Below are 18,036 nucleotides of genomic sequence, written 5' to 3' on the forward strand. Positions count from 1 at the left end.
GGCCCCGCGGAGACGCCCGCGTCCCCGGCCCTGGCCGACGTGGAGCCGTGACGGGGGGCGCCCCTCGGCACGCCGACCGTGCCGAGGTCCGCCGGGCCCTGTTCTTCTACCTGTAGGAGACGGCCGTGGCGGTGCGGATGCTCCGCGGGGGCATGGTGATCCGCAGTACGTGGGTGTCGGCGTCCCAGTGCCAGGCCGAGGCCGCCAACCGGGCACCGCCCGCGGTCACCCGGCTCGGTGCCGCGCCGACACCGAGGAAGGACACGGTCCAGGTGCGGCGGCTCGCCTGGCCGGGGAAGGCGCCCTTGGCGGGTGCGATCGTCAGCAGGTGGGTGTCCTTGTGTTCGGCGTAGCGGATCCGGGTGGTTGCCGTGCGTCCGGGGGCTGAGGCCGTGCCGTCGTCCTCGTAGAGGGAGAAGGCGCCGGACGCTCCCGGGGCCACGGTGACGGTGACCTTGTCGAGCGGGCTCTGGCTGTCGTTCGGCACGTTGTCGGATCGGGTGGTGACGATGCCGCCCGCCCGGACGAAGACCGGCATGGTGTCCAGGGTGGTCGTGATGTCGTAGGCGGCTCCGCCGGCGGGCGCGGTGTAGGTGTGGCCGGTGAAGTAGTCCGTCCACCGGCCGGGCGGGAACCACACCGAGGTGGTCGTGCCGGTCCCGGGGGTGGTGACGGGGGCGACCAGCATGTCGGGGCCGTAGAGGTACTCGCTGTCCGCCCGGGTGTAGGCGCTCTCCTCCTCCGGGTACTGGAGGTACAGCGGGCGCACGATCGGGGTGCCGGTGGTCTCGGCCTCGTGCGCCAGGGTGTAGGTGTACGGCACGAGCGCCTCGCGGAGCCGGAGGAACTTCTCGGCGGACCCTTGTGCTTCGGGGCCGTACTGCCACGGCAGTCGGTCGCTGTGGTTGCTGTGCAGCCGGTCGACGGGCTGGAAGGTGCCGAACTGCACCCACCGTGCGTAGAGGTCGTCGGGCAGTTTGGTGGTGCGGTGGGTCTGGCCGTCCGAGGTGTACGTCTCGGCTCCGGGGATGCCGTACCCGTCGTTGTGGCCGCCGATGTCGTGGCTGACGGCGGCGAGGCCGGTGGCGGCCGACTCCCCCGGCGTGTAGCCGACCTCGGCGCGCAGGGTGCCCCAGTTCGAGGTGGTGTCACCGGTGAAGTGCAGGGTGCTGCGCTTGTCGGCCCAGGGTCCGGTGGGCAGGCCCACGCCGCCGCTGTAGCCACCGGCCTGGAGGGAGCCGTAGGCCCGGGACAGGACGAAGCCCCGGTCGCCGGTCTCCGAGGAGGTGAGGTCGGCGTACTTCTGGTTGATCCACGCGTCCGGGGTGACTCCCGACCGGGAGGAACGGGAGGCGTCGCAGCACCAGTCGAGCCACCAGAAGTCGTTGCCGGCCTGGTCCATCGGCCGGTGCAGGTCGAGGTAGGCCTTGAGCTGGTCGGGGTCGCCGAAGTCGAACGTGTAGCAGTCCGGGCCCGCGCTGCCCGCGCAACCGCCCTTGCGCAGCTTGCCCTTGGCGGTGCTCTGGGCCCGGGCGAACTGCGGGTCGGTGCCGAGGATGCTCGGGTGCACGTTCAGGGTGTTGTGGAGTCCCTGTCCGGCGGACCAGTCGAAGAAGCCTTTCGGGTCCGGGAACTTGGCCGGGTCGAAGTTCCAGCCGCTCCAGGTGTTGGGCGACTTGAAGTCGGTGTCGGTCACCAGCACGTCCAGAGGGACGTCCGCGGCGCGGAACGCGGGCAGGATGGTGTTCTCGTAGTCGCTCGCGGTGCGGTCGATGTACTCGGAGTACCAGACGCCGTAGGCCCAGCGGGGCAGCAGCTGTGACGGGCCGGTCAGGGTGGCGAGGTCGGACAGGCCCTGCTGGTAGTCGTGGCCGAAGGCGAAGAGGTAGCCGTCCTGATAGGGGCGGCCTTCGTGGGCGGGGCGTACGGACGCCTTCTCGGTGGCGGTGTCGTAGATCGCGGACGAGGTGTCGTCGAGCAGGTACCAGCCGTCGCGGTGCAGCAGGCCGGGGGTGGTCCAGGGGGTGGGGTCGTTGTCGCCGTTGAGGCCGTCCAGGCTGCGGCGGTAGCCCCCCAGGGCGAGGTGGGGTGCCGGGGCGGCCTCGCCCTGCCGGCTCAGCGCGAGCGTGTCGAGGTTGACGTGGCAGCTGGCTGCCTCCGGGCAGCTCAGGGCGACTTCGTCGGTGCCCGCTTTCAACCGGACGGGGACGGCGGCCGACTGCCAGGCGTCCCAGTTGTCGGTGGCCGGGAGCGTGAGGGTCTTCGAGGCACCGCTGCCGGTGGCGACGTCGATCGTGCGGGCCTGGTGCAGGCCGTCGCTGCCCGTGCCGTTGGCGTAGCGCAGGTTCAGCACGTACGTGCCGTCCTCGGATACGCCCGTGACGCGGGTCGAGACCCGCGATCCCTGGTTGAGTTCGGCGGTGAACCCGTAACCGGCGTGGTTCTTGTGGTCGGTGGCGACGATCGCCGAGCCCGCCAGGAGGGCGTCCTCGGCCTCGCAACTGGTCCCGAACCGGCAGCCGTTGACCGTGCTCTGCGCTCGGGTGGAGTAGTCCGCTCCGGAGGTGAGCAGGGCGAGGCTGTCGATGTTGACGCTTCCGGAGTCGGCGGCGGCGCGGTGCAACCGGACGGTGTGCGGGCCGGCGCCGAGCGTCAGCGGCAGCCGGGCCACCGCCCAGGTGTTCCAGTCCGACGTCGCGGGCAGCGTGAACTTCCGGTCGGCGCCGCCGTCCACGCTGAGGCTGAGGGTGCGGGCTTCGTGCCGGCCGTCGCTGCCGACGGCGTTGGCGTAGCGCACGGCGAGGTCGTAGGTGCCCGAGGCTGGTGACCTCAGGTCCGCGTCGAGGGAGTTGTTGTCGGTCTCGAATCCGGCGAGGAAGCCCTTGCCGGTGAATCCGCCGTGGTCGGCGGCGAGGCCCGGACCGTCGTACTGCTGGTCCTCCGCCTCGCACAGGGCGCCGACGGCGCAGACGTCGTGCTGCCAGGGCGCCGCCAGCACCGGCGTCTGGCCCGCCTTGAAGGACGTGGTCAGGTTGTCGGTGGTGAACGGCCCGGAGCCCACCCGGTAGCGCAGGGTCATGGCGCTGGTGGTGATGGTCAGGACACCGTCGCTCACGGACGAGGTGTAGTGCGGCGGGGTGAAGGCGTCCCTGCCGATCGCGTTGAAGGTGGCGCGGTCCTCGAAGTGGTCGTCTCCGGAGTACTCGGTCCGGATCAACGTCGGTGACAGGACCTCGAATCGGGCGTTGTCCACGCGCACCGTGGCGGTGCGGGCGCGCTGGGGCGCGGAGCCCGCTGCCGCGACGCCCGGCGTGAGCAGGCAGAGCCCCGCCAACGCGGCGGCCACCACCACTGCGGTCGGCGTGCGGCGGGATCTCGACGACAAAGGTTTCACAGCACTCTCCGTCTCCGGCCCAGCCATGTCTGGGCGACGACCACCACGGCCAGGAAGGCACCGCTGACCACCTGCTGATCCGCGGAGTCGAGCGAGCCGATCTGGTTGATCACGTTCTGGATGACCTTCGGCAGCAGCACCCCGACGAGCGAGCCGCTGATGAAACCGGAACCACCGCTGAGCAGGGTGCCGCCGATGACCACGGCCGAGATGACGTCCACCTCCCTGCCGCTGCCGCCTCCGCTGCCGAGGAGCGTCACAAGGACATCGTTGTCAAGAGCAGCGCCGTGTACACGCTCTCGGGCCTGAGTACCGGGCCCGCCGACATGCTCAACGCGGCCTGGCTGCTGTCCGGCGGGTTGGACTCGATCACCACGGAGACCCGGTCGTCCACGATGGGGCCCGAGTCGTCCTCGGACCTGGTGCATCCGGTCGCGAGCGCGAGGCTCGTCACGAGGTCGGCGGCGCGAAGTGTGCGAGCGGGTGTGCGACGGGCAAGTGCGGTGGGCTTCATGAGTGTCCCCAAACGGCACGGCCCCGGAGCTGAGAGCGCTCTCGGGGAAGCTTGCTCTTGCGTCAACTGGGAGTGCTCGTGGTTCAGGGGAGGTTTTTACATCGTTGGAAGGGCCGTGTAAAGCCTCTGTCCGAAATCTCGTCACCGTCGGCCCACGGTGCTCTCCCGTTCCACCAGCTCGAACGCGGCGGTCAGTTCGCGGCCGCCGGGCTCCGCACGGCCCGACAGGCTGCGCAGCAGCGAGGCCACGGCCATCTTCGCGATGGCCTGCTTGTCCGGTGACACCGTCGTCAGGGTGACGGCACCGAAGCGGCCCTCCGCGATGTCGTCGAAGCCCACCACCGCCACGTCCCAGGGCACCCGCAGACCCCGTTCGTGCAGCACCCGCATCGCGCCGATCGCGATCAGGTCGTTGAAGGCGAAGACGGCGTCCGGACGCACGCCGGAGTCGAGCAGCTCGGCCATGGCACGCGCGCCGTCGTCCCGGTCCCAGCCGCCGACCGGCACCACCAGGCTGTCCGGCGCGGGGACCCCGGCGGCCGCGAGCTCCGCGCGCCATCCGTCCAGCCGCAGGTGGGCGGGCTGGTTCACGGAGTCGGTGCGCGCGCCGAGGTAGGCGATCCGGGTCCGGCCGCGGGCCAGCAGGTGACGCACGGCGCACCGGGCCGCCGCCACGTTGTCGATCGCGATGTGGTCGAAGGGCAGGTCGTACTCGCGCTCCCCGAGCAGCACCAGCGGCACGTCGCCCGGCCGGCCGCGAAGGTCCCCGGCCTCCAGGGTCAGCGGGCTGAGGATCAGCCCGTCGATCACCCCGCCGCGGAAGCCCCGGCTGACCAGGATCTCCTGTTCGCGCTCGCCCCGCGTGTGGTCGAGCAGGACGGTGAACTCGTGCTCCGCGGCCGCGTCGATCACCGCGCCGGCCAGTTCCGCGAAGTACGGGTTGCCGAGCTCGGGAACGGCGAGGGCGATGATCCCGGTCCGGCCCTTGCGCAGGTGCCGCGCGGTCAGGTTGGGCCGGTAGCCGAGCTCGTCGATCGCCGCCTGCACTCGGGCGCGCATGGCCGGGGTGACGTGCGGATAGTTGTTCACCACGTTGGACACGGTCTTGATCGAAACGCCCGCGCGTTCCGCCACGTCCCTCAGGCTGACCCGCAAGGGACCTCCTCAGCGTCGATGAGTGGCCCCGCACCCGGTTGTTTGTCATGTTCCTGGACACAGGCCGAGCGCCGTGCTCTCATGCCAACTGCCGTTCCTTCCAACGTTGTACAGACTGAAGCAACGAGCCGCCACCCTTCCTCACCCAAGGAGGATTCGTGCGCATCAGACCGCTCGGGCAACGCCTCGCCCTGCTGCTCGCCGCGGCACTGGGCCTGGCCGGCCTCACCGCGCCGCCCGCCGCCACCGCCGCCTCAGCGGCCGACGATCCCGTCGAGGTCCACGGCCTCAAGGGCGACTACTACACCCAGTCCGCCCCCGGCGCCTTCGACTTCCACGAGCTCAAAGCCACCGGTTTCGACCCGAACCTCGACTTCGACACCCTGGAGCCGCGCCTGAACTTCGCCACCGGTCAGTCGGACGACGTCAGCGTCCGCTGGACCGGGAAGATCGTCCCGGAGAGGACCGGTCCCACCACCTTCTCGATCATCGGCGACAACGGCTTCCGGCTGTGGGTGGACGGCCGGCTGGTCATCGACCACTGGGTGGACGACTGGGACATCGAACAGACGGGGCAGCCCGTCGAGTTGACGGCGGGCAATGCCTACGACATCAAGGTCGAGTACTTCGAGCACTACGGCGGCTCCAACCTCCACCTGCGCTGGACCCCGCCCGGCGGCACGAAGACGGCCGTACCGCAGTCGGCGTTCCGGCTGCCCGACGGCTTCGACTACGACGGCCCCGTCTCCACCGCCGTGCAGGCGAGCGGCCGTACCCTCGCCCTGGAGTTCGCGCAGCCGCTGGGCGCGCCGCCGGCCGGTCTCGGCTCGCATCTCGATGCCGTGATCGGGGGCGCCGACTGGCCCCTGGGCGGTGCCCGGCTGGACTCCGCCGACCCACGGAAGCTGCTGATCGCACTGAAGCAGCCCGTCGTCGGCAACAAGACCGGCACCGCGTCGGGTCTCGCCGACGTGCGCTACGACGGTCAAGGCGGCCTGGCCGGCACGAATGGCAACGTTGTCGGCTCCTTCTGGAGCAGCGGTGCCAACCAGTCGACGTACGAGTTGCGCACCAAGTGGGCCGCCGAGGTCGGTCCGGGCAACGCCCACCCCGAGTACCCGAGGCCCCAGCTCACCCGCGGTGACTGGAAGAACCTCAACGGCACCTGGCAGTTCGCCGCCGCCAAGGCGGGCGAACAGCCGCCCGTGGGCAGGAAGCTCGGCGAGAGGATCCTCGTCCCCTACCCCGTCGAGTCCCAGCTGTCCGGGCTCGAACGGCACGAGGACCGCATGTGGTACCGGCGTACCTTCACCGTCCCGGCCGGCTGGAAGATCGGCTCCGGCAAACGGCTTCAGCTGAACTTCGGCGCGGTCGACTGGCGAGCCCAGGTGTACGTCAACGGCATCAAAGTGGCCGAACACCAGGGCGGCTACGACAAGTTCAGCGCAGACATCACCGACGCACTCAAACCCGGCCGCACCCAGGAGCTCATCGTCGGCGTCTACGATCCCACCGACGCGGCCGGGGGCGAGAACCCGCCGGTCGGCAAGCAGCGCCTGGACCCGAGCGGCATCTGGTACACGCCGACCTCCGGGATCTGGCAGACGGTGTGGATGGAACCGGTGGCCGCCGACCACGTCGACCAGCTCAGGCTCACCCCGGACGTCGAAGCCGGCACGCTCACCGTCGAGCCGCAGGGCGTCCGCCCCGGCCTGCCGGTCACGGCGACCGCCTACGAGGGCAAGCGCGCGGTGGCCACGGTCACCGGGCGCAGCGGCGGGCCCCTGACCCTGCACATCCGGCACCCGCGGCTGTGGTCGCCCGACGACCCGTACCTCTACGACCTGAAGGTGTCCGTCGGAGCCGACCACGTCGGCAGCTACTTCGGGATGCGGTCGGTCAGGGTCGAGAAGGTCAACGGCGTTCCGCGCACCCTCCTCAACGGGAAGCCGGTCTTCATGATGGCCACCCTGGACCAGGGCTTCTGGCCGGACGGCCTGTACACCGCCCCGACGGACGAGGCGCTCGCCTACGACCTGAGGATGCACAAGCGCATGGGCTTCAACGCGGTGCGCAAGCACATCAAGGTCGAGCCCGACCGCTGGTTCTACTGGGCCGACCGGCTCGGACTGATGGTGTGGCAGGACATGCCCGCGATGACGGCCGGGGTGAACCCGTCCGCGCAGGCGCGCGCCGAGTACGAGCGCGAGATGAAGCAGATGATCGACGAGCACTACAGCAGCCCGTCGGTCGTCATGTGGGTCACCTTCAACGAGGGCTGGGGCCAGTACGACTTGGCCCGCATCGCCGACCAGGCCAAGTCCTGGGACCCGACCCGGCTGGTGAACTCCATGTCCGGGCTCAACCTCGGCGAGGACGGCGGCACCGGCGACATCATGGACGAACACGGCTATCCCAGTCCGGCCCTGCCGCCCCACCCCGACGGCAGACGGGCCCTGGTCAGCGGCGAGTACGGCGGCCTCGGCCTCGCGGTACCGGGACACGCCTGGTCCGTGCAGCAGTCGTACGTCGACGTCGACCCGGCGACCTACACCGACGACTACCTGGCCAAGCTCGCCGAGGTCCACGCGCTGGCCTGCCAGGGCGGCAACGGCGCGGTGTACACCCAGATCTCGGACGTCGAGGGAGAGCTCAACGGGCTGCTGACGTACGACCGCAGGGTCGTCAAGCCCGACGTCCAGCGGCTCAGGACGGCCCAGCAGGCGCTGATCTCGGACGCCTCACGGGCCACCCCGACCGGGTGCACTCCCTGACGCCCGCCCGGGGCCGGCGCACGCCTCCCCGCGCCGCGCCGAGTGTCCTGCGCCATCCGTGAGAGGGGTGTGGTCCGCCGCCGCCCGAACGGCGGCGGACCGCACCGGCTCCTGCGCACCCCCTGGACACGGCCCCCGGTCCGTGCTGTCATTCCGATTGGTCTCTACCTTCCAACGTTGCAACGCCCCAGGCGCCTCAGTGGCGAGATCGCAGGCCCTGCTCCGCGCGCGTCCCGGATCCTGCCAGGAGGCTCCCCCATGCCCCTGCACCGCAGACACTTCGTTCCCGGGCGCGCTCACCGCGGCCCGGCGGCCAGTGCCGCTGCAGCCCGCACGACTGCGGCGTGGCCTGACCCTCCTGCACCGGGGAGCGGTGGCCCGCCACCCCCGGCAACAGGCCGACGGCCGCGACGTGCACGCCCGGCCAGGTCGCCGCGAAGGTCACCGACGGCACCGCGGCGACCGTCACCGGGACCACCGACTGCACCTTCACCGCCGCGGGCACCGCCGTCGCCGATCGTGCCGGGCCGAGTACTCGCCCTCTTGCGTTGCCGTCATTCCCCTTACCTGGAGGTCAGGTACATGCGATGGAGTCTCGCAAGACCACACGGCGGATGGAGAAGAACCCTCGGTCTGATTCCCGTCGTCGCGCTGACGGTGGCGGCCACCGTCAGCGGGTCGCTCTCCGCCCAGGCTGCCGTACCCCCGACGCCGGCGGGCTTCTCGCTCACCTGGAGCGACGACTTCAACGGTGCGTCCGGCACGGGCATCGACCAGAGCCTGTGGAAGTACGACACCGGGCCGGGCAGCAGTTTCGGCACCGGTGAGATCGAGACCATGACCAACAGCACCTCGAACGTCTACTACGACGGCCAGGGGCACCTGGTGCTCCAGGCCCTGCACTCCGGTTCCGACCCGCGCAGCGGCTGGACCTCGGGGCGCGTGGAGACCCAGTCGGCGGCCTTCGGCGCCCCGGCCGGCGGCGTCGTCCGCATCGAGTCCGTCCTGCAGCAGCCCGACGTCACCACCGCCAACGGCGCCGGGTACTGGCCGGCGTTCTGGATGCTCGGCGCACCGCTGCGTTCCGGTGTGACCTGGCCGAAGTCCGGCGAGGTCGACGTCATGGAGGACATCAACGGCCGCGGCTCCGTCTTCAGCACCATCCACTGCGGGGTGAACCCGGGCGGGCCGTGCAACGAGTCGACCGGCATCGGTTCGGGTGAGCGCGCCTGCGCCGGGTGCCAGACCGGCTTCCACGACTACGCGGTGGAGATCGACCGCTCGGTGGCGCCGGAGCAGATCCGGTTCTACCTCGACGGGAACGACTTCTTCACGGTCAACGCCAACCAGGTGGACGCGACGACCTGGTCCGACGCGATCGACCACCCCTTCTTCATCATCTACGACCTGGCGATCGGCGGCGGGTTCCCGGACGCGTTCGGCGGGGGCCCGAACGCGGCGACGGTCTCCGGCGGCAAGCTGGTCGTCGACTCGGTGGCCGTGTACAACAAGGGTCCCGGCTCCGGCGGTGGCGGCGGTTCGGTGACCGGCCAGACGATCACCGGCCCCGGTGGCAAGTGCGTGGACGTGGCGGGTGACGACACCGGCGGCGACGGCACCGCGGTCCAGCTGTGGGACTGCCAGTCGGCGGCCAGGGACCAGCACTGGACATGGAGCGGACAGAACCTGCAGACCCTCGGCAAGTGCCTGGACATAGCGGGCGGCAACAGCGCCGCGGGGACCAAGCTGCAGCTCGCCACGTGCAACAGCGGCGGCTACCAGTCGTGGGTGCGCCAAGCCGACGGTACGCTGCGCAACCCGACCAGCGGCCGGTGCATCGACTCGCCGTCGGGCGCCACGGCCAACGGCACCCGGCTGCAGATCTGGGACTGCAACGGCTCCGGCGCCCAGCAGTTCGCCATCGGTACCCCCATCTACGGTCCGGGCGGCAAGTGCGTGGACGTGGCGGGTGACGACACCGGCGGTGACGGTACCGCGGTCCAGCTGTGGGACTGCCAGCAGGCGACCTCGCTCGACCAGAAGTGGACCTGGAACGGCCAGACCCTGCGCACCCTCGGCAGATGCCTGGACATAGCGGGCGGTGTCAGCGCGGCCGGCACGAAGCTCCAGCTGGCCACCTGCAATGGTGGTGGCTATCAGAACTGGGTCGCCAACGCCGACGGGTCGCTGTACAACCCGACCACCGGCCGCTGCGTCGACTCACCCTCCGGCGCGACCGCGAACGGCACCCGGCTGCAGATCTGGGACTGCAACGGCTCCGGCGCCCAGCAGTTCGCCCTGGCGTGAGCCGGCGGGTGCATCCTGCGACCTGCGCGCGCTGGGCGCCGTGGGCCGCGGGTGGCACACCCGGTGTCACGGAGCGATCCGCGGGCTCGCGATCAGCCCGTCGCGCAGGCGGAAGGTCATCGGGCCGGTGCCGTTCTACCCGTTCCCGGTCACGCTGCGGGTCGCGACGCAGGTGTCGGCCGACGGTCCGGGATCGATCGCGTCCAGCGTGGAGTCCGGGCAAGGAATCGGTGGTCAGGCAGCCGTCCGCGTTGTAGGTGGCGGCGAAGGTGCCGGCCACCGAGTCGGTGCGGGAGGCCTCCACACCGCGCGGGTTCCACGCGGCCGAGTGCGTGGTCTTTGGAATGTACGCGGCAGGGTGGTGGTCGGTGCGGAGACTCGCGTGCTGTGGTCGAGATCCTCTCTCGCGCAGCAGGCCGACGGCAGCCGGCACGTCCTCGCCGATCGCATGCGGGGGGGGCAGCGGGTGCTGGACCAGAGCGGCAGCCAGGTCGCCGGGCCCCAGGCGGTGTCGGCGGCAAGCCCAGCGAGCCGGTCCGTCACCGGATGCGCGGCCGCCGGAAGGCGCGGGACCAGGGTGGCTGCCGCTTCTACGAGTCTCCTCCGAGAGGCGGAGAGGAAGTGGAGGGATGGGGACGGCCTCGTACGGGGTAGGCGAGCGGACGACGCGGGGCGGTCCGGCGCGTTGCTTGAGGGAGGGTCAACGTATGCAATTCGACGACGATGCTGCTCTGGACACGTCCGAGGTCGAGGACGGTCGGGGAGGTGCGCTGGGCGGGATCCCGGGCGGCGGGAAGACCATCGGCGGGGGTCTGGTCGGGCTCGTGGTGCTGGTCGCGTCCGTGCTCTTGGGTGTCGACCCCGGCATGTTGGGCTCGGGCAGCAGCGACACGTCCTCGTCCGGCAGGTCAGCCGCGGACCTCGCCGCGGACTGCCGGACCGGTGCCGACGCCAATCGCAAGGAGCAGTGCCGGATCGTCGCCGTGGTCGACAGCGTGCAGGCGTTCTGGAAGCAGACGGAGACAGCCGCCGGCAAGCCCTACCAGCAGGCCCCGACGTTCCTGTTCACCGGCAGTGTGAACACCGGCTGCGGAAACGCGACTTCCGACGTCGGCCCCTTCTACTGCTCAGCCGATGACAAGGTCTATCTCGACCTCGGCTTCTTCAACGACCTGAGCAGCAAGTTCGGCGCCAAGGGCGGCCCGTTCGCCGAGGCCTACGTCATCGCGCACGAATACGGCCACCACTTCCAGGACCTCAGCGGAACGATCTCCCGCGGCAGCGGCAAGGGCCAGAACAGCGGCTCGGTGAAACTCGAGTTGCAGGCAGACTGCTACGCCGGAGTGTGGGCCCACCACGCCACCACCACCCCCGACCCCAAGAGCGGTAAGCCACTGATCACCGACTTGACGAAGGACGACATCAACCGCGGGCTGGACGCGGCGGCCGCCGTCGGAGACGACCGTATCCAGCAGCGCTACCAGGGCAAGGTCACACCCGACACCTGGACCCACGGCTCCGCCGGCCAGCGCCAGCAATGGTTCTCCACCGGCTACCGCTCCGGCCGCGTCGCCAGCTGCAACACGTTCAGCTGACCGCGCTGACAACCACAGCACGACGCCGGGCTGCGGGCCACGATGCGCGGTCAGCGTGCTGTCGGCGCAGGTCGCTCAAGCGATGGGGTCTGCCGTGATCCGACCGGCGAACCCCATCGCCTTTCTTCTCGGAGCCCGCAGAGGAGTCTCCGCACGGCGCTGAGGAGGTCCTCCTGATCGGCCTCGTCATCACCAGGCTGACCGGCAGCTGGAAATGGTGGCCATGTGGTGCCGGGGACGCCGTAGCCCGCCACATGCCCATCCGCGACCTCTTCCTCCGAGCTGCTCGCGGTTGCGGCCGGTCTGCCGGCGCACGTAGTCGGGGCGAGGCTCTGCCCCGCCGGCGGCCTGGTCGCCCGCTCCAGACTGTCTCGTCCGGCGGCGGAGCCGAAGACGCCGGTGCGGGCTGCCACCTGCGGGCCTACCGGTGGTAGGCGTGCGGAATGAGCGAGCAGAGGTGTATGTGCGCTGGAAGTAAGCGATCGCGGGCATCGGGGTAGACGCTGGAAGGTGCGCGGCGGCCGGCACCCGAAGGCAGTGCCAGGACGACGTACAACGACCGGAAGGCCAGGCGGACATGGGGCGTACGCGTGCGGATGCGAGTACCAGGCATCCTCGTCATGAGCGCAGGGGAGAGGCGCGGCTGCCGGCGGTGGTCGCGACGCTCGCCGCGATCTCCCTGTACCTGCTGCTGCCGCAGCGGCTGCTGATCGCCCCTCGGTACGTGCTGCCCGCCCTGGAATGCCTGCTGCTTGTCCCGCTCATCGCGATCAATCCCAAACGGCTGACCCGGCAGACCAAGGCTTTCCGCGTGCTGTCACTGACGCTCGTCGGGGTCATCGCGGTCAGCAATCTGGTCGCGCTGGCCATCCTGATCCATGAGCTGCTCTACGCCGGGGTGAAGGACGGCCGGTCTCTGCTGGTGGCCGCGCTGCAGGTGTGGCTCACCAACATCATCGTCTTCGGGCTGGCCTATTGGGAGCTGGACCGGGGCGGCCCGGTCAGCCGCACCCAGGTGCCTCGCTCCGCCCTGCCCCTGGCGGACTTCCGTTTCTCCCAGGACGAGAACGACGACGCCGTCCAGGAAGTCGCCGACGGCGCCAGCGCCACCTCGGACTGGGTCCCCACGCTGATGGACTACCTGTACGTGTCCACCACCAACTCAACGGCCTTCAGCCCGACCGACACCATGCCGCTGTCTACCCGAGCGAAGGCCATGATGAGCGTTCAGAGCGTCTCCGCCCTGCTGACCTCGCTCCTCGTGATCGCGCGGGCCGTCAGCATCCTGCACTGACAGCCCCCACGGGTACCGAAAGCCTCCGCTCGCACGGACCGAACGCATCGCCCGCGCCATGAACAAGGCGTCTCCCACCAACCCACCAACGCACCGACTGGGCACCTTCATCACCACCATGCGCGACGCCGCGAACGCCGGCCGCCTCGACTCGGCGACCCGTTCATGGCGAGCCCCCTTGGGTTGTGGCATGAGACCAGCAGAACGCCACGTCTCGCACTCTCGCCGGTCTTGTCGACGACGTACGCCTCGACGTAGACACAACCGCCCCGTTCCGACGAGACGTTGCGGCACGGTACGGGAGTCCCTGCGCCACCTCCAGCAGGAGGGCTCGTCACCGCGGGGCGCGCGGCATGCTGCGCGTGTCCCAGCTGACGCCGACGGAGGCCCGTGAACTCTTCCAGGTCCGCGAAGCTCTCGAAGGGCTCGCAGTGGCACAGATCATCGCCTCACCGCACCGGCAGGAGGCAGCCGAAGCGCTGCGCGGGGCCCTGGAGAAGCTCCACGACGCGGCCATCGACATCACCGGCAGCTGCGAGGCCCGGCGTGCCGCGGGGCCACCGGTCGTGTCCGGCGGCACGATGCCCTGCTCGTACGTGGCCGCGACACCTCCGTTCAGCCTCGACCCGAGCGGGCAGCGCATGCGGGTCGACGGCGTCCGCGTCGCCTTGACGTCGCTGGAACTCCGGCTGCTGAGCGCGCTCCTGCGCGGCCCGTGACGCGGACGCCACATTGCCTTCGGCTTCGGCGTGCACCGCCACGGTGAGATCACTGGCCGGTGCCGCACCGGTAGAGGTTCTGGGTGGTGGTGTCGGCGGTTTCCGTGCCGCCGTAGGCAGAAGCGGGGACGCGGGTGCAGGAGGACTGGACCCAGTGGGTGATCCGCGCCGTGGCTGTGGTCGCCGTGGATCCGCTGCCGCCGAAGAAGGCGCCCGTGCTCCGGCCGCCGCCCACCAGGACGAAGTGCAGTTCGCCGGAAGCCACGAGTTGGCGGAACTGCGTCTCGGTAGGGAAGGGCACCTGGCCGGTGAACCCGCCGAGCGGCAGGACGTGGGCGCCGGTGCCGAGGATGTAGGGGGACGCGGAGTTCCACGCCGTGGTCGCGAAGACGTACTCGGCCGAACCCTGGTGCGCTGTCGTGTAACCCAGCAGCCTCTGCTGGTCTGCGGTGAGTCGTCCGTCGGCCGCCTGGACGCCGAAACCGGCGTAGCCGCCCCGGCCGGTGGCCCCTGATCCCGCCCCGGCACGCATCGTGGCGCCGCCCCAGAGCAGTTCGCCGCGCCGACCGCTGGCCGACGTGACCGAGCCGTGGCCGCGGTCCATGCCGGACGGGCCGACCGCCCCCATGCCGGTGCTGCCGTACGAGGGGTTGAAGACCTGCACCGCCCACGCGCCCGGCGCGATCAGCACCGCCGCCAGGGCCGCCGCCAGCCCGGCGAGGGCGAGTCGGCCGCCGGACGGCGTGCGCACGGAGCGGGCCAGCGCCAACAGGGCGATGGCGGCGAGCCCCAGCACGCCCACCAGGGGTGCCAGCCACGGCAGGAAAGAGGGGAACCGGGAGGCGAGGTACACGCTCCAGGCCGCCGTCGCCGCCACCGCGCCCGGCAGCGCCCAGGCCCGACGACCGCCCATCTGATGGGCGCGCCACATCTGCACGACGCCGCCACCGGTGAGCGCGGCGAGCGGGACCGCGATCACGCCCATGTAGTACGTGTGGCCGCCGACACTGCCCGCGCTGAAGACCAGGAAGTACATGGCCAGCCAGGTACCCCACAGCAGGAACCCGGCTCGGATGCCGTCGGTGCGCGGCCGGCCCCGGCGCCACAGCAGACCGCAGATGACGGCGGCGGCGCCGATCGGGTAGAGCCAGCCGGTCTGGGTGGCCAGGGACGTGCCGAACATCTTCGCCCAGCCGTCCTGACCACCACCGGCACCGCCGCCCTGCCGCGCGGCAGCCGCCTGCACACCCGTGAACCGGCCCTGGGTGTCCTGCGCGCCGGCTCTACCGATGCGGGGGTACGTGCCGGTACCGGGCGGCGTGCCGAAACGGTGACGCGATTCGAGGCCGACGGTGCCGTTGGAGCGGTTCGTGCTGCCGCCGGCCCCACCCACCGCCTGCCGTCCGCGGTGGTCACCTGCGCCGCCCTGCGTGGCGCTCACGCTGCCGGTGGAGGCCGCGCTGATGCCGAGCGAGGAGAAGCGGTTCAGGAAGTTGTAACCGACCACCATGCTGAACGCGGAGTTGTTGGTGGTGCCGTCCACGTAGGGCCGGTCCTCGGCGGGGGTGAGGCTGACGGCGAGCATCCAGGACGCCGACACCGCGGTCATCACCACCGCGGCCACGCCGAGGTGCGCCAGCCGCTTGCGCGGCGTGACGGGCGCCGACACCAGATGGACCAGGGCGAGCGCCGGAAGCACCACCCACGCCTCCAGCATCTTGGCCTGGAAGCCGACTCCCACCCACACGCCGCAGAGCACCAGCGGGCGCAGCCGGCCGTCCCGGGCGGCACGCTGGGCGGCCTCAGCGGCCAGCAGCATGCACAGGGTGAAGGCCGGGTCCTCGACCGAGGTGCGGAAGAGCCCCACCGCCACCGGCGTCAGCAGGAACGCCGTGTCGGCGATCAGCGCCGCGTGGATCCCGGACCAGCGGCGCACCAGCCGGTGCAGCACCAGCAGGCTCGCCACCCCCTCGACGACTTGAGGCAGAGTCAGCGCCCACGGATGAAATCCGAAGATCCGCGCGGACAGTGCCTGCGGCCAGAGGAATCCCGGCAATTTGTCGAGCGTGATGGAATTACCCGGATCAAAGGAGCCGAAGAAGAAGGCTTTCCAGCTCTCCGTCATGCTCCGGGCGGCATCCGCATAGAACGCGTGGTATTGGCTGTGACCGATCCCCCAGGTGTAGAACACGGCGGCGAGCACCGTGATGACCAGCAGCGCAGGGCGCGCGTACGCCGGTTGGTCACCGGGGGACCGCCACGGCGCACGACGGCCGACACGCATCGGTACGGCCCGGTCGAGAACAGTCGTAGGCATGCACAGCAGTGTTCGACACCACGCGCGCCCGCAACGCCCGTGCAGCCAGGTTCAAGAAAATTCTCATGAGAATCAGGAGATCCCTTTAACTGATGCTGACGGGACTTCAGACTACGGAGAACCGTTCATTGCCTGCCGTATAAAATCGGCCGGTGAGAGTGCGGCGAGGAGCTTCAGTTTTTCGTCGCTGTCACTGTCCTTGTCGGGGTAGTACACGACCAGGATGACGTCGTCGATGGGGAGTTTGTCGCGATGGAGGCGCAGTTCGCCGACGACGGGATGGTGGACGGTGGCCGTGCCTCCGTCGAGACTGCGGACGTCGTGACGGGCCCACAGGGTACGGAACCGCTGACTGGACAGTGCGAGTTCTCCGACGAGTTCGACGAACCGGGGGTTGTCGGTGTCGTCCCCGATGGTGGTGCGCAGGGCGGCGACGAAGTCGGCGGTGGCTTTCGCCCAGTCCTGGTGGAAGGCCTGTTCCTCAGGGTCAAGGAGGAGAGAACGCAGCCGGTTCTGGCCGGGCAGCAGGCGGGGGGAGAGCGCGACGGCCATGGGGTTGGAGGCCAGCACATCGAACGCTCGTCCTTCGACGAACGCAGGGATCTGAAGGTGGGCCAGCAGTTCGTGCACCCGCGCCGGTACGTGCTCGGGCCGCTTCCGGCGGGGCTTCCTGGGGCGTGCTGCCGCGAGGCCGAGCAGATACGTCTGTTCGATGTCGTCGAGCCGCAGGACGCGCGCGAGCGCTTCGAGGACCTGGAGTGAGGGGTTCTTGTCGCGTCCCCGTTCCAGGCGCAGGTAGTAGTCGGGGCTGATTCCGGCGAGCAGGGCGACTTCCTCACGGCGCAGGCCGGGCACGCGGCGGTTGCCGCCGGGCGGGATTCCGGCCTGCGCCGGGGAGACCAGCTCACGCCGGGCACGAAGATAGCTGCCGAGCCGGTTACCTGCGTCCTCGTCCTTCATGTCGACACCGTAATGCGGTGCGCGTGTCCCAGAGGGGGCCCTGTCAGGACCAGGGAAGACGGGGGCTCTCCCCCACCTGGCCGGTGCCGTCGAGACTGCGTGGTGAAAGAGACAGAGAGCGTCGCCGCGTGCACCGCGAGCCTGCGGCACGTCGGTGGCGTCCTGGACTGAAGGGAAGACCTCGTGGATCTCTCCAACCGGACCGTTCTCGTCGTCGGCGGGACCTCGGGCATCGGGCGGGAGCTGGCCCGGCGGTTCGCTGCGGCGGGCAGCGCCGTGGCCGTCGGCGGCCGCAGCCCGCAGGCACTCTCGGAACTCGCCGCAGAAGGCTTCGGCACGATCAGCATCGATGTCACCGACAGCGCCTCCGTCGCCGCCGCCCGTGACACCGTGCTCGCCCGGTATCCCGAGCTGGACACCGTGGTGACGATGTCGGGCGTCATGCTCCTGGAGGACCTGCGCGACCCCGCGCACTTCGAGGCGGCGCAGACGACGATCGACACCAACCTGCTCGGCACCGTCCGGGTCATCGACGCCTTCACCGAGCACCTGGTCCGGCGGGGTGCCGGCACCTTCATCACCGTCACCTCCGGCATCGCCTTCCTGCCCTTCCCGCCCATGCCCACCTACGCCGCCTCGAAGGCCGCGGTGCACGCCTACTCCGAGGCGCTGCGCGCGCAGCTCGACGGCACCGGTGTCGGCGTCGTCGAGCTCGTACCCCCGGCCGTCGCCACGGCAGGGCAGGAGAAGGTGAACCCGCACGCGTTGCCGCTCGACGGCTTCGCCACCGAGGTCATGGACCTGCTCGCGCAGGACCCCACCCCCCACGAGATCCTCGTGAAGGGCGTCCTCATGCACCGCTGGGCCGAACGCGACGGCACCTACGACGACCTGGTCGCACAGCGCTCCCAGGCTCTGACCATGCTCCCCGGCCGCCGGCGCTGACGCCTCCCTCCCCTCCGATCTCGGCCGGGGGAAGTGCCGCCCCGCCAGCCCCGGGCTGCGGT

General features: G+C 70.5%; 12 protein-coding genes and 1 pseudogene. 6 read left to right on the forward strand and 7 right to left on the reverse strand.

Annotated features, from left to right (window positions below; all coding sequences use genetic code 11):
• Nucleotides 1-106: 106 nt before the first annotated feature.
• From AB0G52_RS27320 to AB0G52_RS27335, 4 genes and pseudogenes are all read right to left on the reverse strand, one after another.
• Nucleotides 107-3,259, reverse strand: coding sequence for a TIM-barrel domain-containing protein (locus tag AB0G52_RS27320; RefSeq protein ID WP_361339839.1), 3,153 nt, complete (start codon nucleotides 3,257-3,259; stop codon nucleotides 107-109).
• Nucleotides 3,260-3,390: 131 nt separating this feature from the next.
• Nucleotides 3,391-3,630, reverse strand: a pseudogene (locus AB0G52_RS27325) (ABC transporter permease); the annotation flags it as partial.
• Between the two features lie 20 nt (nucleotides 3,631-3,650).
• Nucleotides 3,651-3,848, reverse strand: a complete 198-nt coding sequence (locus tag AB0G52_RS27330) for a hypothetical protein (RefSeq protein WP_361339556.1) — start codon at nucleotides 3,846-3,848, stop codon at nucleotides 3,651-3,653.
• A 201-nt stretch (nucleotides 3,849-4,049) separates the two neighbouring features.
• On the reverse strand, nucleotides 4,050-5,063 hold the full coding sequence (locus AB0G52_RS27335; protein ID WP_361339558.1) for a LacI family DNA-binding transcriptional regulator: 1,014 nt from the start codon (nucleotides 5,061-5,063) through the stop codon (nucleotides 4,050-4,052).
• A 158-nt stretch (nucleotides 5,064-5,221) separates the two neighbouring features.
• Here AB0G52_RS27335 and AB0G52_RS27340 point away from each other — a divergent pair, with 158 nt between their 5' ends.
• The gene (locus tag AB0G52_RS27340) at nucleotides 5,222-7,837 is read left to right on the forward strand and encodes a PA14 domain-containing protein (protein ID WP_361339560.1); all 2,616 of its coding nucleotides are present in this window, start codon (nucleotides 5,222-5,224) and stop codon (nucleotides 7,835-7,837) included.
• A 196-nt stretch (nucleotides 7,838-8,033) separates the two neighbouring features.
• On the opposite strand, the gene AB0G52_RS27345 is transcribed toward AB0G52_RS27340, so the two are convergent.
• Nucleotides 8,034-8,342, reverse strand: a complete 309-nt coding sequence (locus AB0G52_RS27345) for a hypothetical protein (RefSeq protein WP_361339562.1) — start codon at nucleotides 8,340-8,342, stop codon at nucleotides 8,034-8,036.
• Between the two features lie 77 nt (nucleotides 8,343-8,419).
• Here AB0G52_RS27345 and AB0G52_RS27350 point away from each other — a divergent pair, with 77 nt between their 5' ends.
• The 4 genes from AB0G52_RS27350 (at nucleotide 8,420) to AB0G52_RS27365 (ending at nucleotide 13,752) form a co-directional block, all read left to right on the forward strand.
• Nucleotides 8,420-10,144: a ricin-type beta-trefoil lectin domain protein gene (locus AB0G52_RS27350; RefSeq protein WP_361339565.1), complete on the forward strand. Its 1,725-nt coding sequence runs from the start codon at nucleotides 8,420-8,422 to the stop codon at nucleotides 10,142-10,144.
• Nucleotides 10,145-10,851: 707 nt separating this feature from the next.
• Nucleotides 10,852-11,739 (forward strand): neutral zinc metallopeptidase, encoded by an 888-nt coding sequence (locus AB0G52_RS27355; protein ID WP_361339568.1) that lies wholly within the window; start codon nucleotides 10,852-10,854, stop codon nucleotides 11,737-11,739.
• 652 nt (nucleotides 11,740-12,391) lie between these two features.
• Entirely contained in the window at nucleotides 12,392-13,033 is a 642-nt protein-coding gene (locus AB0G52_RS27360) for a hypothetical protein (RefSeq protein WP_361339571.1), read from the forward strand.
• Between the two features lie 353 nt (nucleotides 13,034-13,386).
• The gene (locus AB0G52_RS27365) at nucleotides 13,387-13,752 is read left to right on the forward strand and encodes a hypothetical protein (RefSeq protein WP_207921830.1); all 366 of its coding nucleotides are present in this window, start codon (nucleotides 13,387-13,389) and stop codon (nucleotides 13,750-13,752) included.
• A 49-nt stretch (nucleotides 13,753-13,801) separates the two neighbouring features.
• On the opposite strand, the gene AB0G52_RS27370 is transcribed toward AB0G52_RS27365, so the two are convergent.
• Nucleotides 13,802-16,069, reverse strand: coding sequence for a glycosyltransferase family 39 protein (locus tag AB0G52_RS27370; protein WP_361339575.1), 2,268 nt, complete (start codon nucleotides 16,067-16,069; stop codon nucleotides 13,802-13,804).
• Nucleotides 16,070-16,180: 111 nt separating this feature from the next.
• Nucleotides 16,181-17,029: a helix-turn-helix transcriptional regulator gene (locus tag AB0G52_RS27375; protein WP_361339578.1), complete on the reverse strand. Its 849-nt coding sequence runs from the start codon at nucleotides 17,027-17,029 to the stop codon at nucleotides 16,181-16,183.
• A 183-nt stretch (nucleotides 17,030-17,212) separates the two neighbouring features.
• On the opposite strand from AB0G52_RS27375, the gene AB0G52_RS27380 reads away from it, so the two are divergent.
• Nucleotides 17,213-17,974 (forward strand): SDR family NAD(P)-dependent oxidoreductase, encoded by a 762-nt coding sequence (locus AB0G52_RS27380; RefSeq protein ID WP_132890990.1) that lies wholly within the window; start codon nucleotides 17,213-17,215, stop codon nucleotides 17,972-17,974.
• Nucleotides 17,975-18,036: the final 62 nt, after the last annotated feature.

Origin of the sequence: Streptomyces sp. NPDC021562 (genome assembly GCF_040640875.1) — a bacterium.
Taxonomy (GTDB): Bacteria; Actinomycetota; Actinomycetes; order Streptomycetales; family Streptomycetaceae; genus Streptomyces.